We start from the raw sequence: 15,289 nt of genomic DNA on the forward strand, positions 1-15,289 counted from the left end.
GCCTACTTCCCTTTCGTGGTCACGCCGCCACCAGCGCGGGCGCGACCTCGTCGATGAACATCTCCGCCGCGCGTTCCAGCTCGCCGTCGTCGACGGCCGGCGCGAACAGGACCGTCCCCGCCCCCGCCGCGGCGTACTCGCGCAACCGCGCCGCGACCTGCGCCGGCGTCCCGGCCGGGACGTACCGATCGGCGAGCGCGCCGAAGTCCTGCTGGTAGGTGCGCGCCAGGAACTCCAGCGTGGTTCGCCGCGCCCGCTCCCCGTCGGCGTCGACGCCGGCCCAGCAGAAGAGCGCTCCCTCCGGTGCTGCCCGTCCGACGGCCGCAGCCTCGGCGCGCACCGCGGCCAGGCTCTCCTCGAATCGCGCCGGATCGACCATGTACGGCATCCAGACGTCCGCGAACCGCCCCGCCCGCCGGATCGCCGCCCTTCGCCGCCCACCGACCCAGATCGGCAGGCGTCGCGACGGCACCGGGTCCAACCGCAGCCCGTCGAGCTGCCAGAACTCGCCGTCGTGCCGCACCCGCTCCCCCGCCAGCAGCCGGGTGATCAGCCTGAGCGCTTCGTCGGCGCGCCGCCCGCGCAGTGCGGGTTCGACCCCGCACGCGACCAGCTCGGGCGGAAACTCGCCGCCGACCCCCACCCCCAGCTCGAACCGCCCACCGCTGATCCCGTCGAGGGTCGCCGCCATCTTCGCGGCCAGCGGCGCCGGGTAGACCGGCAGCAGCGTGGCGGCGCTGACCAGGCGGATCCGGCTCGTCGCCCCGGCCGCGGCCGCGAGCGCGACGAACGCGTTGGGCGTCGGCACGTGGAAGAACACGTGCTCGCCGCAGGCCAGCAGGTCGTAGCCGAGCGCTTCCGCATGCCGCGCGACCGGGACGATCCGGGCGGGGTCGAGCTGCGGCGGCAGCATCAGGCCGAACCTCACCCGCGCTCCCCCGCCGCCAGCACCCGCTTGGCCATGGTCACGTGCACGGCGTCGACCATCTGCCCGTCGACGACCCCGACGCCCCGCTCCGCCGCCCGCAGCACCGCTTGCGCGTGCTCGATCTCGGCAGCCGACGGGGTGAACACCTCGTGCGCGATCGCGACCTGCCCCGGGTGCAGGCAGATCTTGCCTCGATAGCCCAGGTCACGGCCTTGCGATGCATCGACGCGGAACGCCTCGACGTCGTGCACGGCAACAACGGCCTGGTCGAGCGCTACGACCCCGGCGAGGTGCGCAGCCAGGCAGACGGCGCTGCGGGCGAAGAGCACCTCGGTGCTCGCCGGCGTGCGCCGCCCACCGATGTCGGCGATGTAGTCCTCGGCGCCGAAGTACCCGGCATCGGGGCCTTCGGCAAGCAAGGGTCGGGCGTCCGCCACCCCGAGCGCCGTCTCGATGCCGGCGACGACCAGCGCACCCTCCGGGAGTGCCGCACGCACCGCCGCCAGCTGCGCCGCGTGCTCGTACTTCGGCAGCACGACCCCGTCGATGGACGCCGCGGCCGCGGCAGCGAGGTCCGCGGCATGCCACACCGTGCCGGGCGGGTTGATCCGCAGCAGCACGGCACCCGCGTCCGGACGCTGCGCCGTCAACGCACCGACCGCCGCTTCCCGCGCGGCGTCCTTCGCGTCGGGCGCAACGGCGTCCTCCAGGTCGACGACCACGGCGTCGGGACGGGCCCGTCCGACCTTCGGCAGCAGCTCCGGCCGCCCACCCGGGACGAACATCAGACTGCGCATCGGCCGCTCGCTCACGCCACACCCTTGCGCACGACCAGCACCTTCAGCTCCGCGACGAGCACGTCGGCGCCGCGCTGGTTGCGCACGACGAACCGCGAGGTGACCACACCGTCGTCCGGGCCCCGCTCGGTGATCGCCAGCACCTCGGTCTCGACGTGCAGCGTGTCGCCGATGTGGGTCGGTGCGACGAACCGCAGCCGGTCGATCCCGTAGAACGCCTTCATCGCGTCCGGCCGGAACTCGACCAGGCCGAGCGCCACCGAGAGCACGAGCGCACCGTGCGCGATCCGCTGCCCGAACCGCGGGTCGGCCGCGGCGAACTCGACGTCGACGTGCAGCGGGTGCCAGTCGCCCGTGAACATCGCGAACGACACGATGTCGGTCTCGGTGATCGTCCGCGCGCGGCTGACGTGCTGGTCGCCGACCTGGATGCCGTCGAGGAACTCCGTGATCACGCAGCCGCCTCCCGCACGCCGTCCATGTCGGCGCTGCCGCTCGCCACGTCGCGCTGCGACACCGCGGCCACGCACACCAGCGAGACGATCGAGAGGATCGCGATGTAGGCGGCCACGGCGATCGACGTGCCCCAACGCGCGACGAGCGCGGTCGCCACTATCGGCGTCACCGCGCCGCCGAGCAGCACCCCGAGCTGGAACGACACCGTGGAGGCGCTGAAGCGGACGGTCGCGTCGAACAGCTCCGTGATGAACGTGGCCTGCGGCCCGTAGGAGACCGAGAAGAAGAGCGCGCCGACGACGTAGGCCAGCACCAGCAGCACCGGGTTGCCGCTGTCGATCGCGGCGAACGTCGGGAAGATCCAGATCGTCATCGCGGCCAGCCCGGTGATGATCATCGTGCGCCGGCCGCGGCGCTGCGCGAGCGCGCCGAACCACGGCATCGCAACCACCGCCACCACGGCCGAGACCAGCACCGCGACGAGCATCGCGTTGCCCGTCTGCACCTTCGTCGACTTCACGTACGCCAGCGCGTAGGTGTTCACGCCGTAGAAGTAGGCGCCGGTGCTGATCATCGAGCCGGTCGCGAGCAGCACCTGGCGCGGGTAGTTGCGCACCGCGTCGAGCAGCGGCACGCGCGCGGCCCGCTTGCTGCGCTTGACCTCCTCGAACACCGGGGTGTCGCCGATCGTGAACCGGACGTAGAGCCCGACGCCGACGAGCACGATGCTGATCAGGAACGGCACCCGCCAGCCCCACGACAGGAACGCCGCCTCCGGCAGCTGCGAGACCAGGAAGAACGCGGACGTCGCGAGGAAGAGCCCGGCCGGCACGCCGACCTGCGGCAGGCTGCCGAAGAACCCGCGGCGGGCCGGGCTCGCGTGCTCGACGGCCGTCAGCACCGCGCCGCCCCACTCACCGCCGACCCCGAACCCCTGCACGAGCCGCAGCAGCACCAGCAGGATCGGGGCGGCGACGCCGATCGTCTCGTAGGTCGGCAGCAGGCCCATCAGGAACGTGGCGACGCCCATCATCGAGAGCGAGAGCACCAGCATCTGCTTGCGGCCGACCCGGTCGCCGAAGTGGCCTAGCACGATCCCGCCGAGCGGGCGCGCGAGGAACCCGACGGCGAACGTGCTGAACGCGAAGAGCGTCGAGGCCACCGGGTCGTTCCCGGGGAAGTACAGCGGGCCGAGCACCAGCGCGGCCGCGGATCCGTAGAGGATGAAGTCGTACCACTCGATGGTCGTGCCGATGAGGACCGAGGCGGCCACCCGGCGCATCGGGGCGCCGGTGACGGGGTCGGTGGCGGGGTCGGGGTCGGGGTTGGTCATGACGGCTCCGTAGGTGTGGGGGAAGGCCTGCGGTGCATGAGCCCGGTGCGGCGAGCGCGGCAGACGAGCTCGTCGCGCTGGTTGCGGGCGCGGTGCTCGAAGACGACGAGCCCGGCGTCGGGACGCGACTTCGAGGCGCGGGCCGAGACGACCTCGGTCTCCACGCGGATGGTGTCGCCGGGGAACACCGGCTTGGGGAACGCCACGTCGTTGATGCCGAGCTGGGCGACGATCGTGCCCTGGGTCAGCTCGGGCACCGAGAGCCCGACGACGAGTGCGAGCGTGAACATGCTGTTGACCAGCGGCCGGCCGAACTCGGTGCTGGCCGCGTAGTCGGCGTCGAGGTGCAGGGGCGCCGGGTTCATGGTCATCGTCGTGAAGAGCACGTTGTCGGTCTCGGTCACCGTGCGCCGGGTGGCGTGCTGGACGACCGTGCCGACCTCGAGCTCTTCGAACCAGCGGCCGGGGGTCATCGGGTCTCCAGCGGGTCGGGGAAGTGGGGTGCGCGACCGGCCCCGAACGCGGCGAGGCCGGCGGCCGCGTCGGGGGAGGTCATCAGGTGCCGGACGAGCGCGGTGCGCTCGGCGACCAGTGCTGCGTGCTGCGCGGTCGGGGCGGCCGCGCGGTACATCCGTTTCATCCCGGCCAGGGCGTCGCGGCCGTGCCGGGACAGGCGTGCGACGAGCGCGTCGACAGTCGCGTCGAGCTCGGCGGCGGGGGCGACGTGGCTCGCCAGCCCCCACTCGGCCGCGGTGGTGCCGTCGATCATCTCGCCGGTGTAGAGCAGCCGCCGCGCCCGCATCGGGGGCAGCGCCAGCGGCAGCCGGACGGACCCGCCCGCGCCGGGCAGCAGCCCGTACTCCAGGTGCCGGTCGCCGATGCGCGCGTCGTCGGCGACGACGGCCAGGTCGCAGGCCAGCAGGATCTCGCAGCCGCCGGCGAGCGCGTACTCGGCGACCACCGCGACCGAGACGAACGAAGCCGCCTCGATCCGGTCGAGCACTGCCCCGATCGACGCGATGTAGCGCGCGACGGCATCCTCGTCGGCGAGCAGGGTCCGCAGGTGCGGGAGGTCGGCGCCGGCCGAGAGCGTGCCACCCGCCCCGCGCAGGACGAACACCGAGCAGCCAGCCGCGAGCGCCGCGTCGACGGCGGCGTCGAGGCCCGCCAGCACCGCCGGGCTCAGCGCGTTCTTCGCCTGCGGCCGGTTGATGAGCACGCGTGCTGTCCGGCCGTCGACCTTGGTGACGACGTCCCCGCTCATGGCCGCCGCACCGTGACGCCGGCCTTCTCGCGGTCCCACAGCTCGCCCAGCCGTTCCCGGGCTGCGACGGCCAGCTTGTACTTCTCGATCTTCTCGCTGGGTGTCTTCGGCAGCGCGGGAACGGCCTCCAGGTAGCGCGGCACCATGTAGTACGCCATGTGCTCGGCGCAGAACCCGACGAGCGCGGCGAAGTCGACCGTCGCGCCCTCGGCCGGCACGACGTAGGCCATCACCTCGTCCTCACCCAGCTCCGACGGCACCGGCACTGCCGCGGCCTCGACGACGTCGGGGTGACGGCAGAGCACGGTCTCCACCTCGAAAGCGGAGATGTTCTCCCCTCGCCTGCGGATGGCCTCCTTCTTGCGGTCGGCGAAGAAGAGGTAGCCGTCGTCGTCGAGGTGGCCGCGGTCACCCGTGTGGAACCACAGGTCGCGGGTGGCGGCGACGGTCGCCTCGGCCATCTCGTAGTAGCCGAGCATGATGCTGCCGCGCTCGTTGGGCCTGATGCAGATCTCGCCGACCTCGCCCGCCGGCACCGGGCAGCCGGCGTCGTCGACGATCTGGACGGACATGTAGTCGCGCACCCGGCCCGCCGAGGACGCCTTCCCTGGCGGGTCGTCCGGGCCGAACACCGTCACGGCGGTGTTCTCCGTCATGGCGTAGACCGAGGTCACGCCGATCCCGTAGCGCTCGCGCCACGTCTCGGCCAGCTCGCCGGAGTTGGGCACCACCATCGCCGTGCGGACGCGGTGCTCCCGGTCGCGCGGCGACGCCGGCTGCTGCCAGATGATGTTCGCCATCGCGCCGAGCGCGTTGAACACCGTCGCGCCGGACTCGCGGATCTCGTCCCAGAACCGGCGGGCCGAGAAGCCCGGCGAGAGCGCCACCGCGGCGTCGGCCCACAGCGCCGCGTAGACCGTGTACCAGAGCGCGTTGCCGTGGAAGAGCGGCAGGCACGTGTAGAGCACGTCGTCGGGACCGTAGCCGGAGAGGGCCGCCATCCGCATGCCGACGCCGTGCCCCTGCGAGTGCGGGCACACCACTCCCTTGGACGGGCCGGTGGTCCCAGACGTGTACATGATCAGGTGCGGGTCGTCGTAGCGGACCTCGGCCAGCTCCGGCGGCTCCGCCGACGGCAGCGCGGCGAACGCGGCGAGGTCGTCCGGCCCGAGCACCTCGCGGACGGCCGGCACCTGCGCGACGGCCGGGTCGACCCGGTCGCGGTAGCCGTCCTCGGCGACGAGCAGCACGGAGTCGGACTGGTCGAGCAGGTAGCGCAGCAGGTCGCCCTTCGCCGCGGTGTTGATCGGCACGGCGACCGCGCCGAGCTTGCCGAGCCCCCACAGCGCCCAGAGCATCTCCGGGCGGTTGGGCAGCATCAGCGCCACGTGGTCGCCGCGTTCGATCCCGGACTGCCGGAAGCCCTCGGCGTAGGAGTTGGTGACGGCGTGCACGTCGGTGTAGGTCCAGCTGCGACCGAGATGCAGGAGGAAGGTCCGGTCCCCGACGGTCCGGGCCTTGTCGGCGAGGATCCGGCCGATCGTCCGGTCCTCCAGCGCGTAGGTCCGCACGGCGGCGCCCTCAGGCCCGCACGACGGCCGCGACGGCGTCGAGCGCTGCGGGGTCCTCCATCGCGCTCGTGTCGCCGGTCGGCCCGCCGTGCACGACGAGGTCGCGCAGCAGCCTGCGCATGATCTTGCCGGTGCGGGTCTTCGGCATCGCCGACGTGACGTGCACGGCGTCCAGCCGCGCGTAGCCGCCCATCTCGGCCACGACGTGGCGTCCGATCTCCGCACGCGCCGAGGACGCGTCGACGTCGCCGCGCAACGTCACGAACGCGATCGGGACCGTGCCCTTCGTCTCGTGCGGCACACCGACCACGGCGGCCTCGACCACCGCGGGATGGGCGGTGACCACGGCCTCGATCTCCATCGTCGACATCCGGTGCGCGGCCACGTTGATCACGTCGTCGGCGCGGCCGAGCACCCACAGCTGCCCGTCGGCGTCGAGCACCGCCTCGTCGTGCGTCGCGTACCGGCCGGGGAAGCGCGCGAAGTAGGTCGAGCGGTAACGGTCGTGGTCGTCCCACACCGTGCGGGCGAGCGTGGGGAACGGCGCGGTGAGCACCAGGTTGCCCTTCACCCCGGTCGCGGCCGGCAGGCCGAAGTCGTCGACCACCTCGAACGTGTGCCCCGGCACCGGCGTGCCGACCGAGCCCGCCTTCAGCGGCTCCACTCCGTACACCGGGTACGTCCAGGTCGAGCCGGTCTCGGTCTGCCCGTAGGCGTTGACCACCGGGACGTCGAACGTGGTGCTCGTCCATTCGAACGTGTCGGCGTCGAGCGGCTCGCCCTGCATCGTGATCAGCTTCAGCCCGGGCAGCGGGTGCTCGGCCGCGAGGTCGTCGCCGAACTTGCGCAGCATCCGCGCGAGCGTCGGGGCGGCCAGCACCTTCGTCACGTCGTGCCGCTGGCAGATCTCGTAGAACCGGGCCGGGGTCGGGGTGTCCAGCGCACCTTCGAAGCACGCGATCGTCATGCCGCAGGCGAGGCCGCCGACCACCGCCTGGATCGGGAACGTCAGCCAGCCGACGTCGGCGGCGACCCAGTAGACGTCATCCGGCTCGTGGCCGACCTGCCAGTGCGCGTTCGCCCAGGTCCCGAGCAGGAACCCGCCGACGCTGTGCACCACACCCTTCGGCTTCGACTCCGTGCCGCTCGTGAAGATCAGGAACGAGGGGTCGTTCGGGTCGAGCGGCACGGCGGGCGTCCCGTCGGCGCCGCGCTCCAGCACGTCGGCGAAGGCGTGCTCGCCCTCCTCCAGCGCGGCCGCGTCGCCGGTGCGGTCGACGACCACCGTCGCTCGCACGGTCGGCGCCCGCTTGCGCGCGGCGCGCAGCGTCTCCAGCAGCGAGATGCGCCGGCCACGCCGGTAGCTCGCATCGGCGACGATCACGACGGACGCGCGGGCGGCCTGCAGCCGCGAGGCCACGGCCTCCTCGCCGAAGCCGGAGAACAGCACCGTGTAGATCGCGCCTATCCGGTTGCACGCGTGGATCGCGGTGAACGCCTCGACGAGGTTCGGCATGTAGATCGCGACGACGTCACCGCGGCCGACTCCCATGTCCAGCAGCCCGGCCGCGAGCCGGGTGACGTCGTCGGCCAGCTCGGCGTAGGTGAGCGTCCGGACGTCGCCGGGCTCGCCCTCCCACACGACGGCCGCCCGGTCACGGGTGGCCGGGTCCTCCGCCCAGCGGTCGACGCAGTTGTCGGCGACGTTGATCCGGCCGCCCTCGAAGTAGCGGAAGCTCTCGATGTCGCCGGTGCGAACCGTGTGCCAGGGCGTCGACCAGCGCTGTTGCCGCGCGACCCATTCCCAGTAGTCGTCGGGGTCGGTGAACGCGCGGGCGGCGCGCAGCGCGTCCACGCGGGCGGGGACGACCCACTCTGGGCGCAGTGGCTGCAGCGGTCGGTCGATCAGCTGGGTGAGGCTGTCGGTCGGGCCGGACATCGTCGTCCTTTCCTCTGCGAACGGGGGCTCTAGACGGGGCTGACCAGGTGGTGGCGCCGCCCCGGGGTGCGGGTCCAGCGGTCGGCGTCGACCAAACGGGCGGCCAGCTCGCCGCGCAGCGCGCCGGGTTCGACCACCGCGTCGACGACGAGGTCGCTGCCCATTCGCAGCAGGTTGATGTCGGCGCGCTGCTCGGCCGTGCGGGCCTCGACGAACGCCGCACGCTCGGCGTCGTCGGTGATGGCCGCGATCTTGTTGGCGTAGACGGCGTTCACCGACGCCTCGGCCGCCATCGGCCCGATCGTCGCGGTCGGGATCGCGATCGTCGCGCGCGGTTCGAAGCCGGGGGCGCACATCGCGTAGTAGCCGGCGGCGTAGGCCTTGCGCAGCACCACCGAGAACTTCGGGACCTCGGCCGACGCCATCGCGGCGATCATCTTCGCGCCGTGGCGGATGATCCCCTGGCGCTCGACCTCGACGCCCACCATGAACCCGGGCACGTCCTGCAGGAAGATCAGCGGGACGTTGAAGGCGTCGCAGAGCGAGATGAAGCGGGCGGCCTTGTCGGCGGAGTCGACGAAGATCGCGCCGCTGCGCACGCTCGGCTGGTTGGCGACGAGCCCGACGACCCGGCCGTCCAGCCGGGCGAGGCCCACGACCAGCTCCTGCGCCCACCGCGCCTTGATCTCGAAGAACGTGCCGCCGTCGACGATCCCGTCGATCACGTCGCGCACGTCGTAGCCGACGTTGGGATCGGCGGGCACGAGCCCGTCCCACTCGGGCCGCTCGGGCCCGACCGGCTCGCGGCGCAGCGGCGGTGAGCGGAAGTCGTCGGGCAAGTACGAGAGCAGCAGCCGGGCGGCGGCCACGGCCTCCCAGTCGGTGTCGAACACCTCGTCGCCGCAGCCGGAGACGGTGGCGTGCATCATCGCGCCGCCCATCTCCTCCAGGGTGGTGCGCTCCCCGGTCACCTTCTCCGCGACCCGGGGGCTGGCCAGGTACATCGAGGCGTTGCCGTTGACCATGCCGACCCAGTCGCAGAACGCCGGCATGTACGCCCCGCCCGCGGCCGACGGCCCGTGCAGGCAGCACACCTGCGGGACGCGCCCGGAGAGCTTGATCTGCAGGTTGAAGATCGCCGACGCGCCGCGGCGGCCGGGGAAGAAGCCCATCTGGTCGGTGAGCCGCCCGCCCGCCGAGTCGACCAGGTAGACGACCGGCAGCAGGTCGCGGTCGGCCCGCTCCAGGATCCGGATCTGCTTCTCGCAGGTCAGCTCGCCCCACGAGCCGGCCTTCACCGTGAAGTCGTGCGCGATCACCGCGACCGGACGGCCGTCGACCTGCCCGACGCCCGTCACCACACCGTCGGCCGGCAGGCCGCTGTCGGCTGCGGCGAGCAACCCGTCCTCGACGAACGTGCCCGGGTCGAACAGGATCGCGAGTCGGTCGCGCACCGGCAGCTTGTCCGGCCAGCGGGCCGGGTCGCCGCCGAGGCGGGCCCGTTCCTGCGCCGCCACGACGTCGGCGGGGCCCGGTTCCACCGCCGTCATGAAGCCATCCCTTTGCTCAGGATCTCGAGCTGGATCTCGTCGGTGCCGCCGCCGATGCGCAGGATCCGCGCGTCGCGGTAGTGCCGCGCGACCGGCGACTCCTCGACGAACCCGGCCCCGCCGAAGAGCTGCACGGCGTCGTCGACGATGCGGTTGGCGGCGATCGCGGCGGCGTACTTGGCGCGTGCGACCGAGCGCAGCGCCTCGGGATGCCCGGCGTCGAGACGCGCGGCGGCCTGGTGGGTGAGCAGGCGCGCGGCCTCCAGCTCGACCTCCATGGCCGCAAGCCGGTGCCGCACCGTCTGCAAGTGCGCGAGCGGGGCGCCGAACGCCGCGCGGTCGCGGACGTGGGCGCGGGCCAGTCCGAGGCACTCCGCGGCGTGCCCGAGGCCCATCGCGGCGAGCGCGACCCGTTCGAGCTGGAAGCCCTCCATGATCTGGTGGAAGCCACGGCCCTCGGTGCCGAGCACGGCGTCGGCCGCCACCTCGACGCCGTCGAGCAGCACTTCACGCGTGTCGGAGGCGTGCCAGCCCATCTTCGCGAGCGGCTTGCCGTACGAGAGGCCGGGCGTGTCGCGCTCGACGACGAACAAGGTGATGCCGCCGTGACCAGCGGGTCCGGTGCGCGCGGCGACGATCAGCACGTCGGCCAGCCCGGCGTTCGTGATGAACATCTTGCGGCCGTCGAGCACCCAGCCGTCGCCGGTCCGTCGCGCGGTGCTGGTGATGCCGGCGACGTCCGAGCCCGTACCCGGCTCGGTCACCGCGATCGCCGCCACGGCTCGACCCTCTGCGAGCGGGGCGAGCCAGCGCCGCTTCTGCTCGGGCGAGCCGGAGCGGACGAGGTGCGGGCCGGCCATGTAGGCGCTGACCAGCGCGGTCACCGCGATCCCGCCGCTGGCCCGCGCCAGCTCCTCGGAGAGCACCGCGACCGCCAACGCGTCGCCGCCGGATCCGCCGAACTCCTCCGGCGTCACCAGCCCGAGCAGGCTCGCCGCCCCGAGCTCCTTCCAGAGCTGCGCCGGGAACGTGCCCGACGCCTCGGCGTCCGCGACCAGCGGCCGCACCGCACGATCGGTGAACGCCCGGCACGCATCGCGGAAGTCGGCGTGCTCCTCGTCGAGCTCCCAGCTCACCTGCTCCTCCAGAAAGTCGACCGCCCGGTCGGTCGAACTTTGACCGGCGCGGACGCTCCGTGTCAACCCACCCCCGCGTTACGGTGGGGTGGCACGGCAACGGGGGCAAGGAGGCCGACATGACCGGGACGACGCTGAGCCGCGCCGACACGCGCAGGCTGGGTCTGCTCGCCACAGCGGCCGAGATCTTCAGCAAGCGCGGGTTCCGCGCCACGTCGATGAAGGAGATCGCGGCGGCCGTCGGGATGTCGAAGCCGACGATCTACCACTACTTCACGAGCAAGGAGGAGCTGCTCGTCCGGCTCTACTCCGACGTGCTCGACGAGAGCCTCGATGCGGCACGCGCGACCGTCGCCGCCGCCCCGACCCCACTCGACGCTATCCGCGACCTGATCGCCTCGCGCGTCGCCTACACCTGCCGCAACCAGGCCCTGCTCAAGGTCTGCTTCGAGGAGGAGCACGAACTGCCCGCCGAGCTGGCCGAGCAGGTGCTGGCCCGCAGGCGGGCGTTCGAGGACTTCTTCGGCGACGCACTCGCCGCACACCTCGCGGCGCATCCGGACGTCACGCTCAGGATGCCGGGCAAGATCTACGTCAACATGGTCCTCGGCGCCGTGAACTGGTGCTACAAGTGGTACCGCCCGACCGGACCGTCCACGCCCGAAGAGCTGGGGCGGCAGATGGCGGCGTCGCTCACCGCGACGCTGGAGGGCCGGCCCACGGCCTGAGCTTCTCCGGGTTGAGCACCGCCCAAATGTGCGTGATCCGGCCGGCGGCGACGTCGAACGCCATGACGTTCACCGGCGCCCCGTCCTTGTGGAGCACGAGGCCCGGCTGCCCGTTCACCAGCCGCTCCTCGACGGACATGTCGGCCATCCGGTCGGCGATGTCGGCGAAGAACCGCGCCACGAGCTGGGCGCCGTGCACCGGGTACGGCACGGCGGTGACGATGCCGCCGCCGTCGCCGACCGCAACGACGTCCGGGTCGAGGATGCCGATGAGCGCGTTGATGTCCTTGGCCGCCCAGGCATGCTTGAAGTCGCTGACGATCCCGGCGTGCGAGGTGGTCGGCACGGCGTCGGCCCGGGCGTCCCGCACACGGTGGCGTGCGGAGGAGGCCAGCTGGCGGCACGCGGCCGGGGTCCGGCCGACGATCTCCGCCACCTCCGCGAACGGGTAGCGGAACACGTCGTGCAGCACGAAGGCCACCCGTTCGGCCGGCGTCATCGCGTCGAGGACGACGAGGAACGCCATGCTGATCGACTCGTCGAGGGTCACACGGTCGGCGGGGTCGGCCGGGGCGGCCATGGTGTCGTCCGGCAGCGGCTCCGGCACCCACTCGCCGACGTAGCGCTCCCGGCGAGCGCGGGCCGAGCCGAGCATGTCGAGGCAGATCCGGCTCGCGACCTTCATCAGCCAGGCGCCGGGGACCTCGACGGCCTCGCGCTGCTGCTCGGACATCCCGTACCAGCGCGCGTAGGTCTCCTGCACGGCGTCCTCTGCGTCGGCGAGCGAGCCGAGCAGCCGGTACCCGAGCGCGATCAGCTGCCGTCGCTCGCTCATCACCGCGTCGAGGCCGTCGTCGGTGGTCATGGTGTCGCCGCCTCCTCGGTCGCTCCCAGCTGTCACTGGTCCGACGAGACAGCGCGCCGAAATGTCAGGCCTGACGTTTCCGGACGCTGTGTCGTCGGAGCTTTCGTGGAACCCGTCAACGCAGCAATCATCTATTACAGCGCCACTGGCAACGTGCACGCGCTGGCCGAAGCCGTCGCCGAAGGTGCGGAGAAGGCCGGGGCGGAGGTACGACTGCGCAAGGTCGCGGAGCACGCACCGCAGGCGGTGATCGACGCCAATCCCGCGTGGGCGCGGCACCGCGAGGAGACCGCCGACGTCCCCGTGGCCGCGGTCGACGACATCGCCTGGGCCGATGTGGTGCTCTTCGGCACCCCGACCCGTTTCGGCACGCCGGCGAGCCAGTTGAAGGCGTTCATGGAGTCCGCCGGCCCGTTGTGGCGGGAGGGCGGTCTCGCCGACAAGGTCTACTCGGCCTTCATGGCCAGCAGCACCGCGCACGGCGGGCAGGAGGCCACGCTGCTCGCGCTGGGCCACGTCTTCCACCACTGGGGCGGCATCATCGTGCCCCCCGGCTACACCGATCCGATCCAGTTCCGCACCGGCAACCCGTACGGCACCTCGCACGTCGCAGGCGGCGGCCCGCCCGCCGACGTCACCCTCGAAGCGGCCCGCTACCAGGCCCGACGTGCCGTCACCACCGCTGCCGCGCTCAAGAAGGGACGTGCCGCATGACCACCACCGAAGCCGGAGTGATGGAGCTGCTGGAGGGGCGGGTGGACGCCTGCCGGGCGAAGGACCTCGACCGGCTCATGTCGTACTACTCGCCCGGCATCGTCTACTTCGACGTCGTGCCGCCGCTGCAGTTCGCCGGCACCGACGCCGTCCGCCGCAACTTCCGGCGCTGGTTCAATGAGTACGAGGGCCCGATCCTCCTGCAGACGCACGAGCTGAACATCGCCGCGGGCGACGACGTCGCGTTCGCGTCCATGCTCCATGTGGACGACGGCAGGCGGAACAACGGCATCGAGGGTGAGGTGTGGATCCGGTCGACGGTGTGCTGCCGGCGCATCGACGGCAAGTGGCTGGTCACGCACGAGCACGTCTCGATCCCGGCAGGCTGGGTCGTTCCGGAAACGGACGCGCCAACCGGCTGATCTTCGGGCCACCCGATCGTGGAGAATCCGGGCATGTCGGAAAGGGATCTGCACACCGACCGTGCGCACGGCGCCCGCATCTACGACTACATCCTCGGCGGCAAGGACAACTACGCGATGGACCGCGCCGTCGCGGAGGCGTCACTGGAGGTGTGGCCGGCGCTGCGTGTGCACATGCGGGCGAACCGGACGTTCATGCATCGGGTGGGCCGGTATCTGGCAGCCGAGTGCGGGATCCGGCAGTTCCTCGACATCGGGACGGGCATCCCGACCCAGCCGAACCTGCACGAGGTGGTGCAGGCGATCGAGCCGGCCAGCCGCGTCGTCTACGCCGACAACGACCCGATCGTGCTCGCCCATGCCCGCGCGTTGATGCGGAGCACGCCAGAGGGCGCGACGACGTACATCAACGCCGACATGCGCGACCCGAGCGGCATCCTCGGTGCGCCGGAGCTGGCCGAGACGCTCGACCTCTCGGAGCCGGTCGCCCTGCTCGTCATCGCGATGGTGCACTTCATCGAGGACGACGACGAAGCGCTGCGGGTGGTGCGGGAGGTCGTCGACGCCCTGCCGTCGGGCAGCTACTTCGCCGCCTCCATCGCCACCGGCGACTTCGCCCCTGAACCGCTCGCCCGCGTGCAGGCCCAGTACCGCGCCCACGGCGAAACTCTGACGTTCCGCACGAAAGCGCAGGCCGAAAGGTTCTTCGACGGCCTGGAGCTGGTCGAGCCGGGTGTCGTGCAGATCCACAAGTGGCATCCGGATCCGAACGAGCTGCGCACAATCGACGACGCCGACATCGCACTCTACGGCGGCATCGCACGCAAACCCTGACCGACGGGACTTCGCCGTGGGACCTGGTCCGGGTCCACCCATCGGGGCGGAATGAACTCCGGTAGCCCATCCACCATCCGTACGATCCATTCGGTGGCATGGATTTCCCGGTGATGCATTTTGCACAGCATCACCAGATTGTTGATTTCAGTGGGACCGCCGTTCTGCCATTCAACAATATGGTGGATGTCGCACCAACTCGCCGGGCGGCCACATCTCGCGCATCCCCGGTCACGGGCAGCGACTGCGCGTCGCATTCCGTCGGGGATGACGCGGTTTGCGCGGCCGATGTCGAGGGGTTGGCTGTCGCCGTTCATGACGATGGGGATGACCCTAGCGTTGCAGGCGAGCAGTCGCAGATCCTTGGCGGTGATAGTGCCGCCGAAGTCGAGGATCGCGGTGCGGACCCGGTTCTCCAGCTCTGCGAGGGGGATGTGCACGTTGAGGTGCGGGCGGTGCCCGCCGGCGTGGGGGACATTGCCGTGGTCGAGCACGTAGCCACAAACATCAGCGAGTGCTTCAGCTTGGCGTTGCCCGGCGGTGCGCTGGTCATCCGCGCCAGCCGGCTTCGACTTCGCGTCGATCAACGTCGCGATGGTGGCGAACAGGACCGCGTTGTCGAACCGGCCCTTGATCGTCCCACCGGCCCGGTCCGGGTGGCGGGTGATGGTCAGTTCGTTGACCTCGGACTCTGGTCCGTCGTCGGGTTCGGGCGTGTCACGCGAACGGTGTAAGCCGCGGGTGGACCAAGA

Annotated in this window: 16 protein-coding genes; 4 read left to right on the plus strand and 12 right to left on the minus strand. The window is 71.8% G+C overall.

Annotated elements, in window-relative coordinates; genetic code table 11:
* Positions 1–19 precede the first annotated feature (19 nt).
* Genes LL648_RS40060 through LL648_RS40105 form a run of 10 tightly spaced genes read right to left on the minus strand, consistent with a single transcriptional unit; the run spans position 20 to position 10,974 of the window.
* Positions 20–928, minus strand: a complete 909-nt coding sequence (locus LL648_RS40060; protein ID WP_232668198.1) for an LLM class flavin-dependent oxidoreductase — start codon at positions 926–928, stop codon at positions 20–22.
* Positions 925–1,740, minus strand: a complete 816-nt coding sequence (locus tag LL648_RS40065; RefSeq protein WP_232668199.1) for an HpcH/HpaI aldolase/citrate lyase family protein — start codon at positions 1,738–1,740, stop codon at positions 925–927. Before LL648_RS40065 ends, LL648_RS40060 begins: the two co-directional genes overlap by 4 nt.
* Positions 1,737–2,180, minus strand: a complete 444-nt coding sequence (locus LL648_RS40070; RefSeq protein WP_232668200.1) for a MaoC/PaaZ C-terminal domain-containing protein — start codon at positions 2,178–2,180, stop codon at positions 1,737–1,739. Before LL648_RS40070 ends, LL648_RS40065 begins: the two co-directional genes overlap by 4 nt.
* Entirely contained in the window at positions 2,177–3,514 is a 1,338-nt protein-coding gene (locus tag LL648_RS40075) for an MFS transporter (RefSeq protein WP_232668201.1), read from the minus strand. Before LL648_RS40075 ends, LL648_RS40070 begins: the two co-directional genes overlap by 4 nt.
* Entirely contained in the window at positions 3,511–3,987 is a 477-nt protein-coding gene (locus LL648_RS40080; RefSeq protein ID WP_232668202.1) for a MaoC family dehydratase, read from the minus strand. Before LL648_RS40080 ends, LL648_RS40075 begins: the two co-directional genes overlap by 4 nt.
* A complete protein-coding gene (locus LL648_RS40085) occupies positions 3,984–4,778 on the minus strand; it encodes an enoyl-CoA hydratase/isomerase family protein (protein ID WP_232668203.1) in 795 nt (264 codons plus the stop codon). The genes LL648_RS40080 and LL648_RS40085 overlap by 4 nt, the downstream gene beginning before the upstream one ends.
* Positions 4,775–6,349 (minus strand): AMP-binding protein, encoded by a 1,575-nt coding sequence (locus LL648_RS40090; RefSeq protein ID WP_232668204.1) that lies wholly within the window; start codon positions 6,347–6,349, stop codon positions 4,775–4,777. The genes LL648_RS40085 and LL648_RS40090 overlap by 4 nt, the downstream gene beginning before the upstream one ends.
* A 10-nt stretch (positions 6,350–6,359) precedes the next feature.
* Complete coding sequence (locus tag LL648_RS40095) at positions 6,360–8,288, minus strand: AMP-binding protein (RefSeq protein ID WP_232668205.1); 1,929 nt, start codon at positions 8,286–8,288, stop codon at positions 6,360–6,362.
* A 29-nt stretch (positions 8,289–8,317) separates the two neighbouring features.
* The gene (locus LL648_RS40100; protein WP_232668206.1) at positions 8,318–9,838 is read right to left on the minus strand and encodes an acyl-CoA carboxylase subunit beta; all 1,521 of its coding nucleotides are present in this window, start codon (positions 9,836–9,838) and stop codon (positions 8,318–8,320) included.
* Positions 9,835–10,974, minus strand: a complete 1,140-nt coding sequence (locus LL648_RS40105) for an acyl-CoA dehydrogenase family protein (RefSeq protein ID WP_232668207.1) — start codon at positions 10,972–10,974, stop codon at positions 9,835–9,837. Before LL648_RS40105 ends, LL648_RS40100 begins: the two co-directional genes overlap by 4 nt.
* A gap of 119 nt (positions 10,975–11,093) precedes the next feature.
* On the opposite strand from LL648_RS40105, the gene LL648_RS40110 reads away from it, so the two are divergent.
* Positions 11,094–11,702, plus strand: a complete 609-nt coding sequence (locus LL648_RS40110; RefSeq protein ID WP_232668208.1) for a TetR/AcrR family transcriptional regulator — start codon at positions 11,094–11,096, stop codon at positions 11,700–11,702.
* Here LL648_RS40110 and sigJ read toward each other — a convergent pair.
* Positions 11,668–12,567: an RNA polymerase sigma factor SigJ gene (gene sigJ / locus LL648_RS40115; RefSeq protein ID WP_232668209.1), complete on the minus strand. Its 900-nt coding sequence runs from the start codon at positions 12,565–12,567 to the stop codon at positions 11,668–11,670. The genes LL648_RS40110 and sigJ overlap by 35 nt on opposite strands.
* Positions 12,568–12,672: 105 nt before the next feature.
* Between sigJ and wrbA the strand changes: the two genes are divergently transcribed.
* From wrbA to LL648_RS40130, 3 genes are read left to right on the plus strand one after another with little or no spacing between them, the layout of a single operon-like run.
* Positions 12,673–13,281 carry an NAD(P)H:quinone oxidoreductase gene (gene wrbA, locus LL648_RS40120; protein ID WP_232668210.1) on the plus strand — a complete coding sequence of 203 codons (609 nt, stop codon included), beginning with the start codon at positions 12,673–12,675 and terminating at the stop codon, positions 13,279–13,281.
* Positions 13,278–13,703 (plus strand): YybH family protein, encoded by a 426-nt coding sequence (locus LL648_RS40125; protein ID WP_232668211.1) that lies wholly within the window; start codon positions 13,278–13,280, stop codon positions 13,701–13,703. Before wrbA ends, LL648_RS40125 begins: the two co-directional genes overlap by 4 nt.
* 33 nt (positions 13,704–13,736) lie before the next feature.
* Positions 13,737–14,537 carry an SAM-dependent methyltransferase gene (locus tag LL648_RS40130; protein WP_232668212.1) on the plus strand — a complete coding sequence of 267 codons (801 nt, stop codon included), beginning with the start codon at positions 13,737–13,739 and terminating at the stop codon, positions 14,535–14,537.
* Here the strand turns inward: LL648_RS40130 and LL648_RS40135 are convergent.
* A partial coding sequence (locus LL648_RS40135) for an HNH endonuclease signature motif containing protein (RefSeq protein WP_232668213.1) occupies positions 14,510–15,289 on the minus strand: 780 nt, incomplete at its 5' end. The two genes, LL648_RS40130 and LL648_RS40135, sit on opposite strands and share 28 nt — an antisense overlap.

This window comes from Pseudonocardia sp. TRM90224 (assembly GCF_021245725.1).
Taxonomy (GTDB): Bacteria; Actinomycetota; Actinomycetes; order Mycobacteriales; family Pseudonocardiaceae; genus Pseudonocardia.